Raw genomic sequence first — 18834 nt, 5'->3', positions numbered from 1 at the left:
AGGCTGGCAAGCCCTAACGTTGTGAAGTCCCATGTGTACGCTTTTCGCCTCATTTGAATCTTTCCCGACGCCCTGCGCCGTGCGAGTTACGAGGGAAGCGGCACATACAAAACTTAGCGTCGGCCAGTTCTTCCCCTTGATCGGGTGGGCGCACCTTTGATCCACTGGAGTAACTAACGTGAGCAAGCGGACTTTTCAGCCGAATAACCGCCGTCGAGCCAAGAAGCACGGCTTCCGCCTTCGTATGCGTACCCGTGCCGGCCGTGCCATCCTGGCAGCCCGTCGTGGCAAGGGCCGCACCGAACTGTCGGCCTAAATAACTGACTCGTCGGTCCACATCCCTGTGCGAGTTTAACGGTGCTAGCCACCAGGAACCGTCTGCGGACATCAACCGATTTTTCAACAACTGTACGTTCCGGTGTCCGCAATGGACGCCGGAACGTAGTGTTATATACGGCAGCTCTCGCTGCCGATGAACCAAGCCGGATCGGATTCATCGTTTCCAAGAGTGTCGGGAACGCTGTTGTCAGGAACCTCGTTAAGAGGAGACTGAGAGAAGCCGGCGCCTTGTCGTTGCAGAAATACGGCAGCGGGTTCGCCATCGTGGTCCGGGCGCTGCCCGCCGCGGCGGGGGCCAGCTGGGACCAGCTGCTCGCAGACTATGACGCCGCTTTGGAAACGACCATGAAGCGGCTGGGCAACCGCCTTCCAAAGGCTGCTTCATCAGGTTCTTACGAGACAACACAGGAAGGGACCCCCGCGTGCGTAACTCAACTGCCGCCGTCGTCCCCCGCCTGAGCGTTGTGACTCTCGGATCTGCATTGCACTGGTTGGGCAAGGTGGTCTGGAACCTGCCCCGCAACATTCTCATCCTGCTGCTGATGGCCTACCGCAAGGTGGTCTCGCCGCTGTACGGCCAGGTGTGCCGCTTCTTCCCCAGCTGTTCGGCCTATGCCCTTGAGGCAATCACGGTACACGGTGCCGTGAAGGGAAGCTGGCTGGCGGCCCGGCGCCTGTTGCGCTGCCATCCATGGAATGCCGGCGGTGTGGACCATGTTCCCGCCGGGCACCGGGAGTGGCCGGCCGACCACACCCCCACAATTGTTGTGCTGAACAATCCGGACAAGTACTTGGCTGCTCAGCCTGATGGAGAAGGCCGCCCTGCGGCCTGACGAATAGGGAATCGTATGGACATCTTTGGAACAATCCTGGCCCCATTTAAATGGCTGGTCTCAGCCATTATGGTGGGCTTCCATGACGGCCTCAGCGCCATCGGCATGTCGCCGGCCAACGGCTGGACGTGGACCCTGTCCATCATCGGGCTCGTGCTGGTCATTCGTGCGGCCCTGATTCCCGTCTTCGTCAAGCAGATCAAGGCCCAGCGCGGCATGCAGCTGCTGCAGCCGGATCTGAAGAAGATGCAGGACAAGTACAAGGGCAAGACCGACCAGCTGTCCCGCCAGGCCATGGCGCAGGAACAGATGGCGCTCTACAAGAAGCACGGCACCAACCCGTTCTCGGCCTGCCTGCCCATGCTGATCCAGATGCCGTTCTTCTTCGCGCTCTTCCAGGTGCTCTCGGGCATCAGCAGCGCGAAAGTCAGCGGCCAGGGCATCGGCGCCATGAGCGCCGAACAGGTCAAGCAGTTCGATGAGTCCACCATTTTCGGCGCCCCGCTGTCGGCGTCCCTGCTCCATGGCGGCGGCGGCAACCAGACGGCTGTGTGGATTCTCTCCATTGTGATGATCCTGGCCATGACGGCCTCGCAGTTCATCACGCAGAAGCAGATCATGGCCAAGAACATGTCCGAAGAGGCCCTGGCCAGCCCGTTCATGCGCCAGCAGAAGATGATGCTCTACATCCTGCCGGTCGTCTTCGGTGTGGGTGGCATCAACTTCCCCATTGGTGTCCTCATCTATTGGACCACCACCAACCTCTGGACCATGGGACAGCAGTTCTTCGTGATCCGCCGGATGCCTACGCCCGGATCACCGGCCGCCAAGGCCCTCGCCGAGCGCCGGGCAGCCAAGGGCCTGCCGGCCCTGCCCCTCCTGGGCGGCAAGAAGGCCGACGCCGAGGCTGCCGAGGCCTCCGCCACTGCCGCACTGGAGGCCAAGGCCCAGCGCATCCAGCCGCAACGTAAAAACAGGAAGAGGAAGTAATGTCCGCCGAGAGCACCGAACACGCTATTTCCGCCGAGTTTGACGACGAGCGGGACGATGCCCAGGAGGCATCCAACGACGCGGCAGAGGGTACGGGAAACAGCCCCGTCAAGGGTGTTTCCGCAAGCCGCCTCGAAGAAGAGGGCGACGTTGCCGCGGATTACCTCGAAGAACTGCTGGACATCGCGGACATCGACGGCGACATCGACATCGAGGTCCGCAACGGGCGCACCTACATTTCGATCGTTGCCGAGGAAGAATCCGCCGGGCTGGAAAGCCTTGTGGGCCGTGACGGCGAAGTCCTTGAGGCGCTCCAGGAACTGACCCGGCTGGCCGTCCTGTCCGCTACGGAGAACCGGTCCCGCCTGGTGCTGGACATCAACGGTTACCGCGCCGAGCGTGCCGGCGACCTGCAGAAGATCGCTGAAGACGCCGTCGCGGCAGTCAAGGAATCCGGCCAGGCTGTTGCCCTGGCTCCGATGAGCGCCTACGAGCGCAAGATCGTGCACGACGCCGTCGCCGATTTGGGGCTCGTGAGCGAGTCCGAAGGCGAAGGCGCCGACCGGCACATCGTTGTCTCCGCAGACTGAACCGTTGACTAGCTTGATGGTTGAAATCACCGCACCCGAACTCAGGGCAGCACAGTCGATCTTCGGCGACCGCCTGGACCTGGCTAAGCGCTACGTCGAGCACCTGGCGACCTCCGGCACCGAACGGGGCCTCATTGGCCCCCGAGAAGTGCCGCGGCTGTGGAGCCGGCACGTCCTGAACTGTGCCGTCATCGAAAGCCAGATTGCCCACGGAAGCCATGTTGCCGACGTCGGCAGCGGCGCCGGCCTGCCCGGCCTGTGCCTGGCCATTGCCCGGCCGGACCTGGAACTGACCCTGATTGAACCGCTGGAACGCCGGGTCGTCTGGCTCCAGGAAGTCGTGGATGATCTCGGGCTCGAGAACGTCACGATCATGCGCACGCGCGCCGAGCTCGCCGTCGGGCTCGTGAACGCCGACGTCGTCACGGCCCGCGCGGTATCCGCGCTCTCCAATCTCGCGGGACTGACCATTCCGCTCCTGGCCGGCAAGGGCGAAGTCGTGGCCATCAAGGGCCGCAGCGCCGGCGAGGAAATTGAAAAGGCAGCCAAGGTTATCCGCAAGCTGGGTGGCATTGAGACGTCCGTGGTGGTGGTGGGCGAAGACCTGCTCGAAGAACCCACCACTGTGGTCCGAATCGTAGTAAACAAGCCTCAAAAGATTGCCTAGCATCGGCCCCGGTGCCCGGGGAGTCTGAGGGGAAGAGGTTAGGCTAGTAACCGGCAGTAAAAGCCGAATGAGAGTGAGCGTGTCATAGTGAGCAGTAGCGAAGCCTCCACACAAAGGATCCCGCCGTTTATGTCCCTGGGGTCCGCACGTGCGTTTACGGCTCCCGCAGTCGCTCATGACTATTCCGGAACTCACACGGGTTCGGTTGCAAGGGCAACGGGAATGGCCGGTGTTTCACGTGAAACATCCCTTCCTCACACCGGCAACGTGCTGGACTCCATCGATGACTCCAGCCCCATCGCCCGCGAGCTCGCGCACGAGAACAGGCGCCGCGAACGGCTGCTGGGACGGCAGCTGCCCAAGCCGGAAAAGACCCGCATCTTCACCGTGTCCAACCAGAAGGGCGGCGTCGGCAAGACGACGACCACCGTCAACATCGCGGCTGCCCTGGCGGCCGCCGGCCTGAACGTGCTCGTGATCGATATCGATCCGCAGGGCAACGCCTCGACGGCCCTGGGCATTGAGCACCACGCCGACGTCGACAGCATCTACGATGTCCTGATCAACGATGTCCCGCTGAAGGACGTTGTGGCCCCGTGCCCCGACATCGACAACCTCATTTGTGCTCCCGCTACCATCCACCTTGCCGGCGCGGAAATCGAACTCGTGAGCCTGGTGGCCCGCGAGCAGCGGCTGCGCCGTGCAATCGACGTGTACTCCAAGGAGCGCGCCAAGAACGGCGAAGAGCGGCTGGACTACATCTTCATTGACTGCCCGCCGAGCCTCGGGCTCCTGACGGTGAATGCCTTCTGCGCGGCCGGTGAAGTCCTGATCCCGATCCAGTGCGAGTACTACGCCCTTGAGGGACTGAGCCAGCTCCTGAAGAACATCGAGATGATCCAGAAGCACCTGAACGCTGATCTGGTTGTCTCCACGATTCTCCTGACCATGTATGACGGCCGCACCAACCTTGCGGCACAGGTTGCGGCGGAGGTACGTGAGCACTTCCCGCAGCAGGTGCTGGGGGCTGTGGTGCCGAGGTCCGTCCGTATTTCCGAGGCTCCGAGCTACCAGCAGACTGTCATGACGTATGATCCTTCTTCCAGCGGTGCCCTGTCCTATCTGGAAGCCGCAGCGGAAATCGCTGAACGTTAGAATCTTTTCAAAAATTGCACTAGCCAGAGCCAGGTGAGTCCCGGCTCTTCCACTGGAGGGATTTATCCATGAGCGATAAGCGACGCGGCCTCGGCCGTGGACTTGGCGCACTCATTCCAAGTTCCGCCGCGGCTAACGCCTCCGGAAACGGTGCTGCTCCATCCCGGCCCGTGGACCTCTTCTTTCCCGAAGCCCGGAAGAAGACTTCCGAGCCGGAGACGGAAACTCTCCTGGACGTCCCCGCCCCGAAAACCAAGGCGTCACCGGCTGCTGCCGCAACGTCCGACGACTCCGCCGATGTCCCGGCTTCTGTTCCTGATTCGGTTTCATCCGGTGGGGCCGACGCTGGGGCCACGGCCCGTGCGGCGGACACCAAGAAAGCACCCGCCCGGAAGACGCCCGCGCCGAAGGCTTCGACTACCGCTGCCAAAGAGGCGACCGCCGGCGAGCAGTTGGCCTTTGATTCCACTCCCGAGCACGATGACGACGGTGGCGTCGAACTCGTGGCCGTGCCCGGTGTCCGGTTTGCCGAAATCCCGGTCACGGACATTCATCCCAACCGCAAACAGCCCCGGTCTGTCTTCGATGAAGACGATATGGCGGAGCTGGTGCACTCCGTGCGCGAAATCGGCGTCCTCCAGCCAATTGTGGTCCGCACTTCAACCGAAGAAGGTGGCGAACCCTATGAGCTCGTCATGGGTGAGAGGCGCTGGCGGGCAGTGCAGGCCGCAGGCCTGGAAACTATCCCGGCGATTGTCCGTGATACGACCGATGACGACCTCCTGCGCGATGCCCTACTGGAGAACCTGCACCGCAGCCAGCTGAATCCGCTCGAAGAGGCCGCGGCCTACCAGCAACTCCTTGAAGACTTCGGAACTACCCATGAGCAGCTGGCGGACAGGATCGGACGTTCCCGCCCTCAGGTGTCCAACACCCTCCGACTGCTGAAGCTTCCACCCCTGGTTCAGCGGCGGGTGGCCGCCAACGTGATTTCGGCAGGTCACGCCCGCGCCTTGCTGGCCCTCCCGGACGCCGCGGCCATGGAACGCCTGGCGCAGAAAATTGTCTCAGAGGGCATGTCAGTCCGCGCGACCGAGGAAGCAGTGACTCTCTATCAGAGCCCCGCGACACCGGCCAAGAACAACATTCCACGTCCGGGAGCACGCCACGAACGGCTCGACTACTTGGCGTCGTCGCTGTCCGACCGGCTGGATACCAACGTCAAGATCTCGCTTGGTGCCCGCAAGGGTCGTGTCAGCATCGAGTTCGCCAGCGTCGAGGACCTAAACCGGATCATGGACGTCTTGACGCCTGGGGCGTCCGGCTAGAGTCACCAAGTCGTTGGGGTGGGTCTGTTTCACGTGAAACAGGCCCACTTTCTCTTTAATGCCCTTGCTTGCCGCTGCAGGGGTGGAGGCCGAAACGTCTCACTGTCGCCGGCGCATTAGGTACGCCGTGCCTCGCTAGTGCCGCCGCCGCATCCGGCAGTAGTCCATGGCGGCGCTTGGGGAAGTTGGTGGGGTGCCTCCGTGCCTTCCTGAACGCGGTCGAAGACCGGCTGCTGGCACTGATCTGTTGGCCCGCGATGCGTAAATTGGTGCAGCGGGCCGCGTCTGGCTGCGTCTTCCGGCTAAGTGGGAGAACTTACAGAACCCCGCATGGATGCTCCCCCAGGTCCGGGTGTGCCTCTGTCATTCCGGAATTGCTGCGGCGTGCGCATCCAAGGTCAGGTCACTCTCCTCAGGCCAACGGCGGCCGCGCGGGTCGGCGGGCCAACCACGCAGTGGCCTCCATGGCAGCAAGCTCGTCCCTTGCGCAATGACGCTGTGCCGGACGTTGGAGACACGGCATGTTCACCTCGTGGCGTCGCCAGCACCACCCAGCAACGCGGCCCAAGGCATAGTAGTGCCCGCTCTGGTGCCTGAGCACCGCAAGGCAAGCTCCCGCGTTCGCAGTTCTCTTCTCCTCCATAGCCCAATCCCGTCCTGCCTCGCGTGTGGATTCGCACCGCCGGACACGACTCCTCATCAGGGTTCACCGGCGCGACGGGGTCTGTCAGATTAACGGTGGGTCTGGCCTGGCTTGTGGTTAGTTGATTCTGTTCTCGAATGCGATCGCGATCGCGTTCAAGGCCGGCTTCCACCTAGTGGCCCATCGTGCCCGGCCCGGCCCTGTGGGGTCAATGGAACGGGTCACGAGGTAGAGGCATTTCAGCGCCGCGGCATCGTTCGGGAATTGGCCGCGTGCCCGCACCGCGCGCCGGTAGCGGGCGTTGAGGGATTCGATCGCGGCCTCGAATTCCGCGAACCGTTCACGGGCGGCCGCTTCGGTCGGGGCGGTGTAAACGGGCTTGAGGTCCCGGGAGAGCTCGTCCCGGTGCTGCCGGGGCGCGTAGCGGAAAGTGTTGCGGATCAGATGGATCACGCACGTCTGGACCGTGGACTGCTCCCAGACCGGGGTGATCGCCTCGGGCAGGCCCTTCAGCCCGTCGCAGACGGCGATGCACACGTCCTCCACGCCGCGGTTCTTGATCTCGGTCAAAACCCCGAGCCAGTGCTTCGCGCCCTCCCGCCGCCTCCGGCCCAGATTCCGAGGATGTCGCGTTCGCCGTTCACGGTGACGCCCAGGACGACGTAGAAGGGTTTGTTGCGCACCTGCCCGTCGCGGACTTTGACGTGAATAGCGTCGATGAAGACCACCGGGTAGGCGCGGTCAAGGGGCCTGTTGGCCCGTTCGGCCATCTCCTCCGAGACCTTCTCGGTGATCCGGCTGGTGGTGTCTTGGAGACGGTGGCGCCGTAGACGTCATCGAAGTGCGCCGCGATCTCTCCGGTTGTCAGGCTGCGGGCGGTCAGTGACAGGACGACCTCGTCGATCCCGTCGATGCGGCGCTGGCGCTTCTTCACGATCGGCGGCTCGAAGCTGCCCTCGCGATCCCTGGGAACATCGATCTCAACGGGGCCGATCTCTGTGAACACGGTCTTGGACCGCGTCCGCACGTTTCCGTTCTCGGCCGGCCCGTGCCTCTCGTGGCCGAGGTGCTCGGTAAGCTCCGACGTCAGCGCGGTCTCGAGCACGTTCTTCGTCAGGCCTGCCAGCAGCCCACCCGGGCCCGGCAGGCTCACGCCGTGCTCGCGTGCCTGCTCCAGCAGCGCCTCCGCGAGCTCCTTCTGATCGATGATCTCTCCGGTCATGGGATCGATCATCTCTGCGGTTTCAGTCATAGCCTTGCCTTTCGGTCAGGCCACGCCGTTCCCACCGTTTTTCTTACAGTGCCGCGCGACGGGAGGTGCATCGTGTTCACTTGGCTAGCCGGGATGGAATCCGGTGCCCTGGTCGCTAGGTCCCCCCTTTCGTTGCTTATGGTCATGGCGTGGGGTACCGGACTAGTGGATGTCCGTCCACGTGACTGCAGACGCACTGTACCGCTTCATGTCGGTGTGGCTCTCGAGGATGGACGGCAGGTTGGTTGGCTGCACAGTTGCGGACTGTATCTGTGTCCTAGCCGGATCGCCCCTCGCCTGCGGGTGCGGACCGGGAGGTTGTGTTCGCGGCGTCCTCATGGGGGCATGCCAGTGGCCCCGTGGGGACATCGGGCGGATTCCGTTGGACAGAAATGACCCGGTGGCGTGGTGACCGTAGCGGCCGCCTGGGTCCAGATCCGTGACTAACATTAGTAGCCGGGGCAGAATTGACGCGCCGTCGCCGGCTCCCGGTTTCTGTTCACCGTGTGGCGTCCGGATCGCTCGCTCCTGTTTCACGTGAAACAGCGCCAGCCGATCCGAGGCCGTAGCGCGCGTACCAAGGCCTGCAAGCCTGGTAGAAGGCTTCTCTAAACATGACGGACGCGGGTAGTAGTGCCTGATGTGCGGTAACTGGATCCCGGGAATCGGACTCGGCCCTGGCGATTCGAGTGGGCGCCGGCAGCGCGACGGGGTCCGGGGAGTCGCCTGCACCTCGGAATTCTGGCCAGTGCCAGCAGGGCGACTCGACTTCGGAATGAGGACCGGGTGCAGGCAAGTCCCCCTCGCACTACAAGTGGAACAGGGAGTAGGGGACATCATTCGGTGCCTCTGGACGACTGAACTCCCCGGATGAGAACGTCGCTCCGATCGTGAGGGGATGGGGCTGCCACGAGGATGGCACAGCCGACGGCACACACCGCTGCAGGCACGGGACAGCCCAGCGGGTGCCGTTGGATTCACTGCCCTCCAGCAGGACCTGCGCCGAGACAGGGGAAGGCTCGTGGACAGGACACGATCTGGGGCGCCCGTTAGCGGTAAGAGGCCGGCACTTGTTGCCGCCGAAGCCATGTCGTCACTGCATCGGCGGCGAATGGCGGCGGCGGTGACGCGGGCCGTCTGTCCCCGACCAAGACGGTGAATCCCTCACTGCGATAGTATCCGTCACGACGTCGACGGGCTGTGCCGGCCCTGGCGAGAGGTGACGGAGCCCCCGACAAAGCTTGGGGTGTGCCATCATCAGCGTGGGCGTGGGCGTGGGCGTGGGCGTGGGCGTGGGCGTGGGCGTGGGCGTGGGCGTGGGCGTGGGCGTGGGCGTGGGCGTGGGCGGAGACTGCCAGCAGCGTGGCCGTACTCCTCACTGCTGAGTCAGAATGCCTCGCGTAGGAGCACTAGTGTGACTGCCTTGGACGACCGCGCTCCCCGGCTCCCCCGGTCACTTGCATGGGCACCGCCTAGTGCAGGTGCTTGCTTTGTTCACGGATCCGGATCCGGATCCGGATGTGGACCAGCGCCGCGTACGTCACGTCTACGGCCCACGGCAGGAGCAGGGACGTCCGCAGGGACGGTAGAGATTCACCCCCGTGACCAAGGCATTCGCCAGCGGACAAGCCGGCGCCAACTCGATCCATCCGGCACGGGCGCGGCTGTTTCACGTGAAACGATGTCGACTCCTGGCGCTAAGCCTGGCCACAGATGTGATCCACGAACTGGTCCGCGCGAACTCCGTCGGCCCAACAGCGAGACGTGATTCGGCTTGAATGCCCTAACCTCGCGTCCAGCGGCTGTGCCGATCTGGAAGCTTTCCGCAGTGCCCGTACCAAGTGTTCGACCGGCAGCGGCCGTGCTCGTCCGGCTCCGCCTGGGGGGCCTGCGGCGCACGCTAGCGCACCCGCTGCCTCCGACCTTCGCGGTGGCTTGTCGGTCACGCTGACGCTTCCTTCAGTCCGCCCTCGTGGCGGCCTACCCCTCAGGCTGACGTCCATCCTTCTCCCCGCCGTCGGCGGTGGTAGGCCGGTTGCACCAACTCTTCCTTTGGTCAGTCCCCGGATCTGGCCTGCCGGTCACTCCGACGCTCCCCGCTCTGTCTCCGTCGTGTGGGGTCAAAGGTGGCGCTTGGCAGGGCTGCCGCTCTCGAAGACGGGTACAGACCACAGAGGCAGAGAACGAGATTCTGCCCGTCAAGCGAGGCTTCGGGCGACAATATTCGACGGCGTCTACGGACGGACCGGGGGAAGGAATCAGTAGCTCGTGAGGCGAACTCTTCCGGCCGCGGCGGTTCACGGTGGTTCCACGGCTTCTACTTCGAGGGCGCGGCCGAGTGCGAAGCGGCGCCCCTCCTGGCGTGGGTCCGGCCATCGGTGTCGCACGGAGGCGCAACCCAGTGGGGAGTGGCGTCGGCGGATCCTGAGTTCGCCGACTCCGTGAGCTGGAGCTATAACGCTAGTGGCGAATCAGGCGTGAGGCACCAGCTGGATGGACTACCGATGTGGCACCCCTCAGGTGATCCAGGGAGTCCCATGGAGACAGCAGACACTCCCAATCCACAGTGGATACATCGGTGGATATTACTGTGGATAACTTTGTGGATTAGTCCCCCACGGGGTCTAGGTCGGCCGGAGCGGATATAGACACGGCAGCAGCGTCTGGCCGGCATCTTAGCCTGGCGCGGAAAGTGGAGAACGGGTTCACGTGAAGCATGATCCCCGACGACGATAGGGCCGCGTGGAGCATTACTCGGTACCTATAAATTCGCCGTCCAATGGTTAATTTTTCGGTGATTTAGGCCATCTCTTGCGGGCATGTCTTGGCTGTGTCCAGCGGCAGCCGGCCGGCTCCGCAAATGCCGTCCTCGAGGCCCACGATGCCGACCGCCCGCTTGTGCGTTCTCATTTCGAGTCGGTTCTTTGGCGTGCAGCATGCAGTGTGAATAATCTCTCAGCGCCTGTGGATAACCATGTGAATAACTTCTGTGGAGAACCTGGTGGAAACACACGATAGGACGGAGCAGATCACCGGCCGGAAGAACCGCTCAGCCCACACGAGGGCAGTCGCTCCTCCCCTCCTGTCGCGGGTCCGAGCCGGCCGCGGATACTCTGTGGACATTGACTGGTAGTACCAGTGCGGGCCGTCGCCAACCCCGCTGAAGGCTATTGGATCGACTACTGACGGCGCCCGGACACAAACCGAGTGACAGTGATGGAGACTGACGGCGCAAGCCGACTGCGCCTTCGTGACGACTCGAGATGCCGCCGAAATGTCCACCATGGATTCGGGCCGGCCCGATTCGCCGAGACAATCTAGGATGGACCGAGGACTCCCCTGTGGGGCCGATGACGGCACTTGGGGACCTCGCGCTGCGCGAGCTATCGCATCGCCGGGCTCCTCATCAGATTCGCGAGGCCGGCTATCGATGCTAGCCAAGCATGGGGAGAGCTGATGACAGGGAGCCCCAGGGGCATTGAATCGCGCTGGGATGCAGGTGGCGTGTGCTCAGTAGAGCAGGGCGCAGTACCTGCTCGGAGAGTCTTGTCCCGAACTGGACGGAGCACCATCGGGCTGGGCTCCACACTCGAACCGGCCAGAAACTAGGACTCGGTGGCGCCGTCGAGAACCACTTAGTACTCCGGCCCCGGGTGAGTTCCGAAGGCGGGGTTGACGAGTCCTAGCGACTGAAGCGTGCGGGGCACCGAGCTGAGTTTGCGGCTGGATGGGCTACGCTCTGTTGCTGGTTTGGCCTTTGCCCTGGCGTTCTACGGGGCTGGGAGCCGGGCTTCACGCCCTCCGTCCCTTCGGCTCCTGAGGGGCCAATCGCGGGATTGTGCGCGACCAGCCTCGCGTGCCGGCTCGCGGGTGCCTCTGCCACTGTCGGGGCTGCGTAGGCGGAGGCGGCGCTGAGATAGCCTCTGCGGACCTGACCGATCCCCCTGCTGTCTCTTGTCCGGGATTGGTCCCTCCCCTCGCGCAGTTCGTAGGCCCGAGATCGCGGTACTCGCCGCCGCGGCGTTGCGCGCGAGCGGGCCTTACCAGCCGGCCTGAGACCTCCTGTCGCGCAGTGTCTGCAGAATGTTTCACGTGAAACGGTGACGCCAAGGACTTCCGGGCCGTCGGGGAACTTGTGGAATGACCAGTGTGCCTCCAGGGGCAGCGGTTGTTGTCATGGTTTCGCGTGGAATCTCGGATCGGGGCCAACCAGGCGTGGGCTGGATGAGGGTTTATGGGGATTCAACGAGGAGCCCAGTTGCCCCAAAGACCGCTGTCCCCCACCCGTCGGGAGCCCGGCAGTCAGGGACCCTGCAGTCGAGGATATAAGCAATAGTTAACAATCACTTCCGTGCGGGCGGCAATGTTCTTCCTAGTTGTTTCACGTGAAACATCGCGTGCTCCCCCGTCGCTCGACGCCTCTATTTGCTCCCGGCAGTACGGTCCGAAGACCTCAGCCCTCTGAATGGAACGGTAGAACGGCCGGAGTGTCGGGACTAAGACCCGACTCAAGGATGTTTCACGTGAAACACTGTCAGCGCCGACTGATAGGGCAGCACCGATTGAAAGGGTGGCGGTGGGTTAGCAGCCGCCAGGAAAGACGTCACGGCTGACGAACTCGCCTGTGGGCACGCCGGCGGTCGCACTTAGCGCCAGGGCTTGTGCGGGCACCACCTGACGAGGCGGCTTGCCCCACCGTCAAGGCTCCGTTGTGGCCATAATGGCGAAGCGGCCACACCTCCGATCTATGCACAGATCGGCGCACGTTTCCCGAAACGGGCCCTCGAGTAAATCACCCTCAAGCGATACTCTCAGGAGAGAATCCGGTTCTAATGGAAGACATCGATCCACTCCCGAGGTCTCTCTGCGTCATCCACCCTCACAACATCGCTTTTCGCTGAATGCGGCCCGTTGGCGTAATCCAGCCACGACGATCATCTGGGAGCCCTTGCAGGCACCCGACGTTTCACGTGAAACAGCCGCGCTTCTGGCCAAGGTTCCGTTCCGGGCCTACTGGGACGGCCGGAGATTTCGCAGAATCAATCTTGGCGATCGGTGATGTATCAGGAGCTCCGGACCGAAACACCCGCGAAGGTGGGGTAGCCAAGTGCAGGCACGTGAGCGGCCAATGTTTCACGTGAAACGCAGACGCACTCCAAAGAAACTCCTCGGCATTCCCCAAAACATCGGTTCCCAAGAGTCCGCGTGGCAGATGTTGGGCCGAAATGCCGCCACCGGTCCCCTCCCGACACGGTTTGCCGATCCCCGGTGAGGAGGGCCCGCTTGCGGAAAAACTCTACGATCAGGCAACTCAATAGGACTGAGGACACCACCAAAACAGGCGCTTCTCTCAATCGGAAGCAGACCATCGGCGGGGAACACCCACTCGGCCCTCCGCGTCCACTCCCCTCGGTCAACGGCAGCCACCTGCAGCCATGCCAAGCGACCAGGGCCGTGACAGGCACCCGGGCAAAAAAGTGACCCCCGCCAGAAGCGGGGGTCACCACGAGCTCAACGGGATACTACGCCCCGAGCAACTCGGGCCGCAGAAAGACCCTCATGAAGCTAGTTGCGAAACTACCGGTGAAGCCGAGCCGGAATTAGGACAGGACGTCCGCGAATTCCTTCTCGAAGAACTGTTTGGGCCGGGCCCCGATGACGGTGCTCTTGACCTCGCCGCCCTGGAACAGGTAAACGGCCGGGATCGAGGTGATGCCGTACTCGGCGGCGATGGCCGGGTTGTCGTCAACGTTTACCTTGACGACATCAACCTTCTCGCTGTACTCCACAGAGATTTCGTCGAGAATCGGACCGAGCTTGCGGCAGGGGCCGCACCATTCGGCCCAGAAGTCCACAATGACCGGCTTGTCGGAGGCCAGTACGTCGGTGCTGAAGCTGGCGTCTGTTACGTCTTTTGCGTTGCTCATGACCTTTGTCTCTCTCTTCGGTTGGTTGCTGCGCGCCGTCTTAGGCGTGAAAATCTGCCAGATAGTGCTCGACGTCGAGAGCCGCCACACAGCCGGAACCCGAGGCGGTGATGGCCTGGCGGTAGGTCGGGTCAATGACGTCGCCGGCAGCGAAAACACCCTGGATGCTGGTCTTCGAGGTGCGGCCATCGACGGCGATGGTCCCCTCTGCCGTCAACTCAAGCTTGCCCTTGACGAGGTCCGTGCGGGGGTCGTTGCCGATTGCCACGAACACGCCGGTCACGCCCAGTTCAGTTTCCGTGCCGTCTACCAGGTTCTTCAACCGCAATCCGGTGACTTTGTCCTGTCCAAGGACGTCTTCGACGGCGGTGTTCCACACGAAGTTGATCTTCTCGTGGGCCAGGGCACGGTCGGCCATGATCTTTGAAGCACGGAGGGCGTCGCGGCGGTGCACCACAGTGACGGACTTGGCGAACTTGGTGAGGAACAGCGCCTCTTCCATGGCGGAGTCGCCGCCGCCGATGACGGCGATGTCCTGATCCTTGAAGAAGAAACCGTCGCAGGTTGCACACCAGCTAACGCCGTGGCCGGACAGCCGCTTCTCGTTCGGCAGCCCGAGCTCGCGGTAGGCGGAGCCGGTGGAAAGGATGATGGAACGGGCTTTGAAGGTCTCCCCCGTGCCGATGGTCACCGTCTTGATCTCGCCGTCGAGGTCCAGGTCGGTAACGTCCTCGAACTGGATCTCCGTGCCGAAGCGGGCGGCCTGCTTCTCGAAGTTCTCCATGAGGTCCGGGCCCATAATGCCTTCGGGGAATCCAGGATAGTTCTCCACGTCCGTGGTGTTCATCAGTTCGCCGCCGGCGGTGACCGAGCCTGCCAGGAGCAGCGGCTTCAGGTTAGCGCGCGCCGTGTACACCGCTGCGGTGTAGCCCGCCGGGCCGGAGCCGACGATGATGACATCACGTACTTCGGAGGCAGTGTCTTCTGCGTTGCTCACTGAACGGTGAACCTCTTCCTTTGTCGATGCGCCCGCCTCGATGGCCGGCCACATGGCACAACTATTGCCGGGCATTGAATATTCCGGCCGACATGGGCGTCACGGAGCGACGCCACTACTCAGGGTACCGGTTTGGCGAGGCCGAGGCCGGAGAGGGCGCCCGGATGACAGGCCCGCTACTGCACTGTCTCCGCTAGTGCACGGCGTCCCCTAGTGCACGGTCTCCACTACTGCACCTTGATCTCGGCCAGGCGGAGGCCGTAGCCATAACGGGTCTTGGGAGCGGCGAGCTTGGGAAGCGTCTTGATGGACACGATCACGTATTGCGCCGTGACCGGTTCCGGCAGCGGCATCGTCAGGTCCGGCGAGGTGAAGCTATTGCTGCCGACTTGCTTCGCGCCATCCAGGGAAGGACGGTCGTTGGTGTAGACGCTGATGTTGCCGCCGGACGCGCCAAGCTGGCTCAGAGTGACGGAAGAGACCTTGGAGGGGCCATTCAGCTTGACGACGAGCGGAACCTCGGAGGCAAGGCCACCCCAGTCCTCCGTGGCGAATTCCATGTCAGACCAGTAACTCGCGCCGTTCCCGTCGAAGGTCTTCACGAGGTCGGAGTCGTAGTTACCGGCGAAGTCGAAGTTGCCCAGTCGCGTCACGTCCTGAATGACGGGCGGCCCGGCCGCGGGCGCCTCGCTGGCGGTCGACGACGGTTGTCCCGTCGACTGTTCCGGCGTGCTGGTCGACGGCGAGGAGGACCCGGCGTTCGTCTGAGGGCTGCTCTTGAAAAGGCTGCCGAGATTGGTGACAGCGAAGATGAGGACCACCACTAGGACGACAGCCAGTAGGCCGCCAACCAACCACCGCATGGAACGAGGCTCCCGGCGCGGCTCGTCTTCGTACTCCACGTACTCGTCCTCGTCCACGGCGTCCCGGGCGGAGGGGGGGAAGTTGCCAGGAGCGCGGTCCGCGGTGTTGAAGTCGGTTCCGCCCAGCCCGGCGGAGGCGGCTGCGGCGCCGTGGTGATCACCGCTGTCTTGCTGGTCTCCGGCGCCTTGCTGAATTCCGTTGCCCTGCTGATCGGTACCGGCGTAGTCGTCGTCGGACCACAAGGAGACCTTGGGAGCCGCTGCGGTTGCGGGGTGCGGCGCTGCCGGCTCGGCCGGGCGGGGCGCTGCGCTCTCCTGGACGGGCTGGGGCGCCGTTGTCTCTTTGGCGCCTTGGTGTGCAGCAGTCTCCTGTGGTGCAGTCTTTGGGGCCTTGGGAGCCCTGGCGGCTGCGGCCGCGGCTCCGGCGGCTGCCGCTGTTGCAGCGCCGGACGAGGGTGCTGACGCGGGGCGGGACGGCATTCCGGCGGCCGGGGCGGCCGGGGGTGCCGGCTGGTGTCCTGCGACCGGCTGGGTGTGCCCGTAGTTGATGTACCCGGCGTCGACTTCCTCGTCGTCGTAGAGCCCGTCATACGTTTCGGGTTCGTGGGAGCGTGCCTGCCCGAAGATCTCGCTGCCCAGGGTATCGGTGAAGAAGGGTTCGATGTACGGCGGGTTGGAGGACACCACAAGGTCCAGCAGATCCGCCGCGGAGGTGTGGTTGGTGATCAGATACGTGGTGGATTCGCTGACGCCGAGGTCAAGGATCTGAACGCTGCCCGGGCGTTCTCCCGTGGCGACTTCGCGGGCACTCTGGGCCACCTGCTCGGCGTTACCCGGCCCGGCGACGAGGATGCTCACGGGACGATTGAGCACCTGGTCCACACCGTCCAGCACCAGATCCTGGTCATGTGAGGTCAGTACAGTGGCAGTGACCTTGTAGCGGCCACCGAGTACTGATCCGACATCGATCGGGTGGGACACGGGCTCCTCCTAGACTGTCCGGGACCTGCCGACGTGGTCACTCTGTGAGCGACCCTGTGCCCTCCGGCAAGCCGGATGACCGCTGGTCTGCAACTCCCCTTGTTAGTCTTCGATCCTAGCCGATGCTCTGTCCGGGCCGCGTGAGCACGGCGTTTTGAAACGGAGCCGGGCTCATTTTTTCTTTTTCCGGTTGAACGGGAAATAGGGGTTGTGACCAGCCGGTCCCTGATAGGTCCGGCGCCCCGGCAGGGGAACGTCGCCCCGGCCCAAACCGCCTTGCGCGGTGCTGGGGAGGTCTTCGGCCGGCAGGTAGCCGCCTTCCGGACCGGCTTGGCGGCTATAGGGGAACGTATCTTCATCCGGGATGTCGGGACCGGCCCGGAAGGACGCGGCATCGAACTCGCCGGAAATTCGCGGAATTAGGCCGGTGTCCACCGAGACGGTGGCCCGCTCCGGCACCCGCCGCACCTCCGCTGCGCCTTGGGCGCGGGGCTCGGTGCCCTGCTCTGCCGGGGCTGCCCGGCGCCGGAGCCGTCCAAGGAGCGGCTGCAGGAGGTCCTGGAGCTCGGTCACACGGAACATTTTCAGCAACAGGAAGTAGACGGCCAGCATGACGGGGCCGACGACGACGATCGTCACCAGAGCGGCGATCCGGTCGCTCCAGACGAAGCCGTCCGGGTTGTAACTGCCCAGCAGCCACAGGGCGACGGCTCCGGCCAGGGCGGACCCCAGGGCCGCATAGCCCATGCGGATGTAGGAGCTGGCGATGCGGGGGCCGTCCAGATGGCCCAGGAGCCGGCGCAGGAAGATCGCGCTGACGATCACCGAGAGGATATTGCCGCCGGTATAGAGGGTGGCGATGGCGAAGATGATCTGATCGAACGGCAGGAACTGGATCACGAACGCGGCCACCACGTTGACCAGCGCCAGGACCAGCTGGATGAAGAAGGGTGTCCGGGCGTCCTCGTTGGCGTAGAAGACCCGCGACATCATGAAGTTGGCGCTCATGAAGGGGGTGCTGAGAGCCAGGATGGTGAGCGTTTGGGCCAGCATGACGCCGTCCTGACGCACCCCGCCGGAGAAGAACATGCCCAGCGGCCCGGCCAGCGCGAAGAGCGCCAGCGCGCCGAAGACGGTCGCCACGGCCATAGTCCGCAGCCCGTGGGAGAGCGCGCTGCGCAGCGCAGCCCGGTCGCCGTCCTGCGACGCCCGGGTCATCCGGTTGAATAACACCGTGGCAAGGGACAGCGCAATGATGGAGTGCGGCAGCAGATACAGCTGGCTGGCCACCTCCAGCACGGCGTTGCCGGGGATGCTTTCCGCCGCGGGGTCCCCGGCCTGTGCCAGGCGGAGCCGTTCCCCGCCCGGAATGGTGGCGATGCGCATGACGTAAAGGAACGCCAGCTGCCCGACGGCGGCCGTCGCCAGGGTCCAGACGCTCAGCTTCGCGGCGTGGCCCAGCCCGACCCCGCGCCAGCCAAAGCGCGGCCGCAGGCCCAGGCGCAGCCTGAACACGGGAATGAGCAGGATGGCGGTCTGCGCGACGACGCCGATGGTGGAGAACCCGGCCACCAGCAAGGTCTGGAAGGACCCCCAGTTGTCGACCGTGTGAGGGTTGACGGCGTTCGCCCCCATGATGCCGATGAACATGCCCAGCCCGGCGATCGCCACGATGTTGTTGACGATCGGCGCCCACATCGCGGGCCCGAAGGCGCCGTGGGCATTGAGGACCTGGGTCAGCAGGGCGTACAGGCCGTAGAAGAAGATCTGCGGGAGGCACCAGAACGCGAACGACACCGCGAGGGCCTTCTGCTGTGGCGAGTAGCCCTGGGTGGTCAGTTGAATGACCGACGGCGCCAGCAACGTGATCGCCAGCGTGAGGACCAGCAGCACCAGCACCGCCAGGGTCAGCAGCCGGCTGATGTAGTCCGCTCCCTTATCCGGGGCCTTGCTGGCCTTGATGATCTGCGGCACCAGAACAGCGTTGAAGACCCCGCCCGCCACCAGCAGGAAGATCAGGTTGGGGAGATTGTTGGCGTTGATGAAGGTGTCATTGACGGTGGAACCCAGACCCAGGGCAGCCGCCAGCATCCACGTCTTGGCGAAGCCCAGAAAGCGCGAAACGAGCGTTCCCGCGGCCATTATGGCGCTGGAACGGGCTTCTCCGGACTGGACAGCTTTGGAATCGGCGGGGCCGGAGGGAACGGGGGCGGGTTTGGCTGATGACATCGTCTTCATCGTCTCACCCGCGCGGGGCATTAGTCGCTAT

Annotated in this window: 13 protein-coding genes and 1 pseudogene; 9 read left to right on the top strand and 5 right to left on the bottom strand. The window is 63.9% G+C overall.

All coding sequences use genetic code 11. The features are described 5' to 3' along the window. Positions 1-178 precede the first annotated feature (178 nt). The 8 genes from rpmH (at position 179) to BLR03_RS01575 (ending at position 5902) form a co-directional block, all read left to right on the top strand. A complete protein-coding gene (gene rpmH / locus BLR03_RS01610) occupies positions 179-316 on the top strand; it encodes a 50S ribosomal protein L34 (RefSeq protein ID WP_003800212.1) in 138 nt (45 codons plus the stop codon). Between the two features lie 41 nt (positions 317-357). After that, positions 358-798 carry a ribonuclease P protein component gene (rnpA, locus tag BLR03_RS01605; protein ID WP_091248542.1) on the top strand — a complete coding sequence of 147 codons (441 nt, stop codon included), beginning with the start codon at positions 358-360 and terminating at the stop codon, positions 796-798. Beyond that, on the top strand, positions 795-1172 hold the full coding sequence (gene yidD, locus BLR03_RS01600; RefSeq protein ID WP_091248850.1) for a membrane protein insertion efficiency factor YidD: 378 nt from the start codon (positions 795-797) through the stop codon (positions 1170-1172). Before rnpA ends, yidD begins: the two co-directional genes overlap by 4 nt. Positions 1173-1187: 15 nt before the next feature. Then, positions 1188-2162: a membrane protein insertase YidC gene (gene yidC / locus BLR03_RS01595; RefSeq protein ID WP_091248540.1), complete on the top strand. Its 975-nt coding sequence runs from the start codon at positions 1188-1190 to the stop codon at positions 2160-2162. Then, complete coding sequence (locus BLR03_RS01590) at positions 2162-2752, top strand: Jag family protein (RefSeq protein WP_091248538.1); 591 nt, start codon at positions 2162-2164, stop codon at positions 2750-2752. The genes yidC and BLR03_RS01590 overlap by 1 nt, the downstream gene beginning before the upstream one ends. A 16-nt stretch (positions 2753-2768) precedes the next feature. Then, on the top strand, positions 2769-3419 hold the full coding sequence (rsmG, locus tag BLR03_RS01585) for a 16S rRNA (guanine(527)-N(7))-methyltransferase RsmG (protein ID WP_091248535.1): 651 nt from the start codon (positions 2769-2771) through the stop codon (positions 3417-3419). Positions 3420-3506: 87 nt separating this feature from the next. Further along, complete coding sequence (locus tag BLR03_RS01580; protein WP_091248533.1) at positions 3507-4574, top strand: ParA family protein; 1068 nt, start codon at positions 3507-3509, stop codon at positions 4572-4574. Positions 4575-4642: 68 nt separating this feature from the next. Beyond that, complete coding sequence (locus tag BLR03_RS01575; protein WP_091248530.1) at positions 4643-5902, top strand: ParB/RepB/Spo0J family partition protein; 1260 nt, start codon at positions 4643-4645, stop codon at positions 5900-5902. A gap of 760 nt (positions 5903-6662) precedes the next feature. Here BLR03_RS01575 and BLR03_RS01570 read toward each other — a convergent pair. Beyond that, positions 6663-7767, bottom strand: a pseudogene (locus BLR03_RS01570) (IS256 family transposase). Positions 7768-9016: 1249 nt separating this feature from the next. On the opposite strand from BLR03_RS01570, the gene BLR03_RS25265 reads away from it, so the two are divergent. Next, entirely contained in the window at positions 9017-9565 is a 549-nt protein-coding gene (locus BLR03_RS25265; RefSeq protein WP_139184452.1) for a DUF5320 family protein, read from the top strand. A gap of 3832 nt (positions 9566-13397) precedes the next feature. On the opposite strand, the gene trxA is transcribed toward BLR03_RS25265, so the two are convergent. The 4 genes from trxA to murJ all read right to left on the bottom strand — a co-directional run bounded on the left by trxA (position 13398) and on the right by murJ (position 18803). Further along, the gene (trxA, locus tag BLR03_RS01565; protein WP_091248528.1) at positions 13398-13724 is read right to left on the bottom strand and encodes a thioredoxin; all 327 of its coding nucleotides are present in this window, start codon (positions 13722-13724) and stop codon (positions 13398-13400) included. 40 nt (positions 13725-13764) lie between these two features. Next, positions 13765-14721: a thioredoxin-disulfide reductase gene (gene trxB / locus BLR03_RS01560; protein ID WP_091248848.1), complete on the bottom strand. Its 957-nt coding sequence runs from the start codon at positions 14719-14721 to the stop codon at positions 13765-13767. 227 nt (positions 14722-14948) lie between these two features. After that, a complete protein-coding gene (locus BLR03_RS01555; RefSeq protein WP_091248526.1) occupies positions 14949-16565 on the bottom strand; it encodes a protein kinase family protein in 1617 nt (538 codons plus the stop codon). Between the two features lie 171 nt (positions 16566-16736). Beyond that, positions 16737-18803: a murein biosynthesis integral membrane protein MurJ gene (murJ, locus tag BLR03_RS01550; RefSeq protein WP_091248846.1), complete on the bottom strand. Its 2067-nt coding sequence runs from the start codon at positions 18801-18803 to the stop codon at positions 16737-16739. Positions 18804-18834 lie beyond the last annotated feature (31 nt).

Origin of the sequence: Arthrobacter sp. ok909, from assembly GCF_900104405.1 — a bacterium.
Taxonomy (GTDB): Bacteria; Actinomycetota; Actinomycetes; order Actinomycetales; family Micrococcaceae; genus Arthrobacter; species Arthrobacter humicola.
This window is presented reverse-complemented; position numbering and strand designations above follow the sequence as displayed.

Coding starts and splice junctions, on each gene's coding strand:
- trxA (WP_091248528.1), bottom strand. CDS start 13,724: ATGAGCAACGCAAAAGACGTAACAGACGCCAGCTTCAGCACCGACGTA.
- rsmG (WP_091248535.1), top strand. CDS start 2,769: ATGGTTGAAATCACCGCACCCGAACTCAGGGCAGCACAGTCGATCTTC.
- yidC (WP_091248540.1), top strand. CDS start 1,188: ATGGACATCTTTGGAACAATCCTGGCCCCATTTAAATGGCTGGTCTCA.
- BLR03_RS01590 (WP_091248538.1), top strand. CDS start 2,162: ATGTCCGCCGAGAGCACCGAACACGCTATTTCCGCCGAGTTTGACGAC.
- murJ (WP_091248846.1), bottom strand. CDS start 18,803: ATGAAGACGATGTCATCAGCCAAACCCGCCCCCGTTCCCTCCGGCCCC.
- BLR03_RS01575 (WP_091248530.1), top strand. CDS start 4,643: ATGAGCGATAAGCGACGCGGCCTCGGCCGTGGACTTGGCGCACTCATT.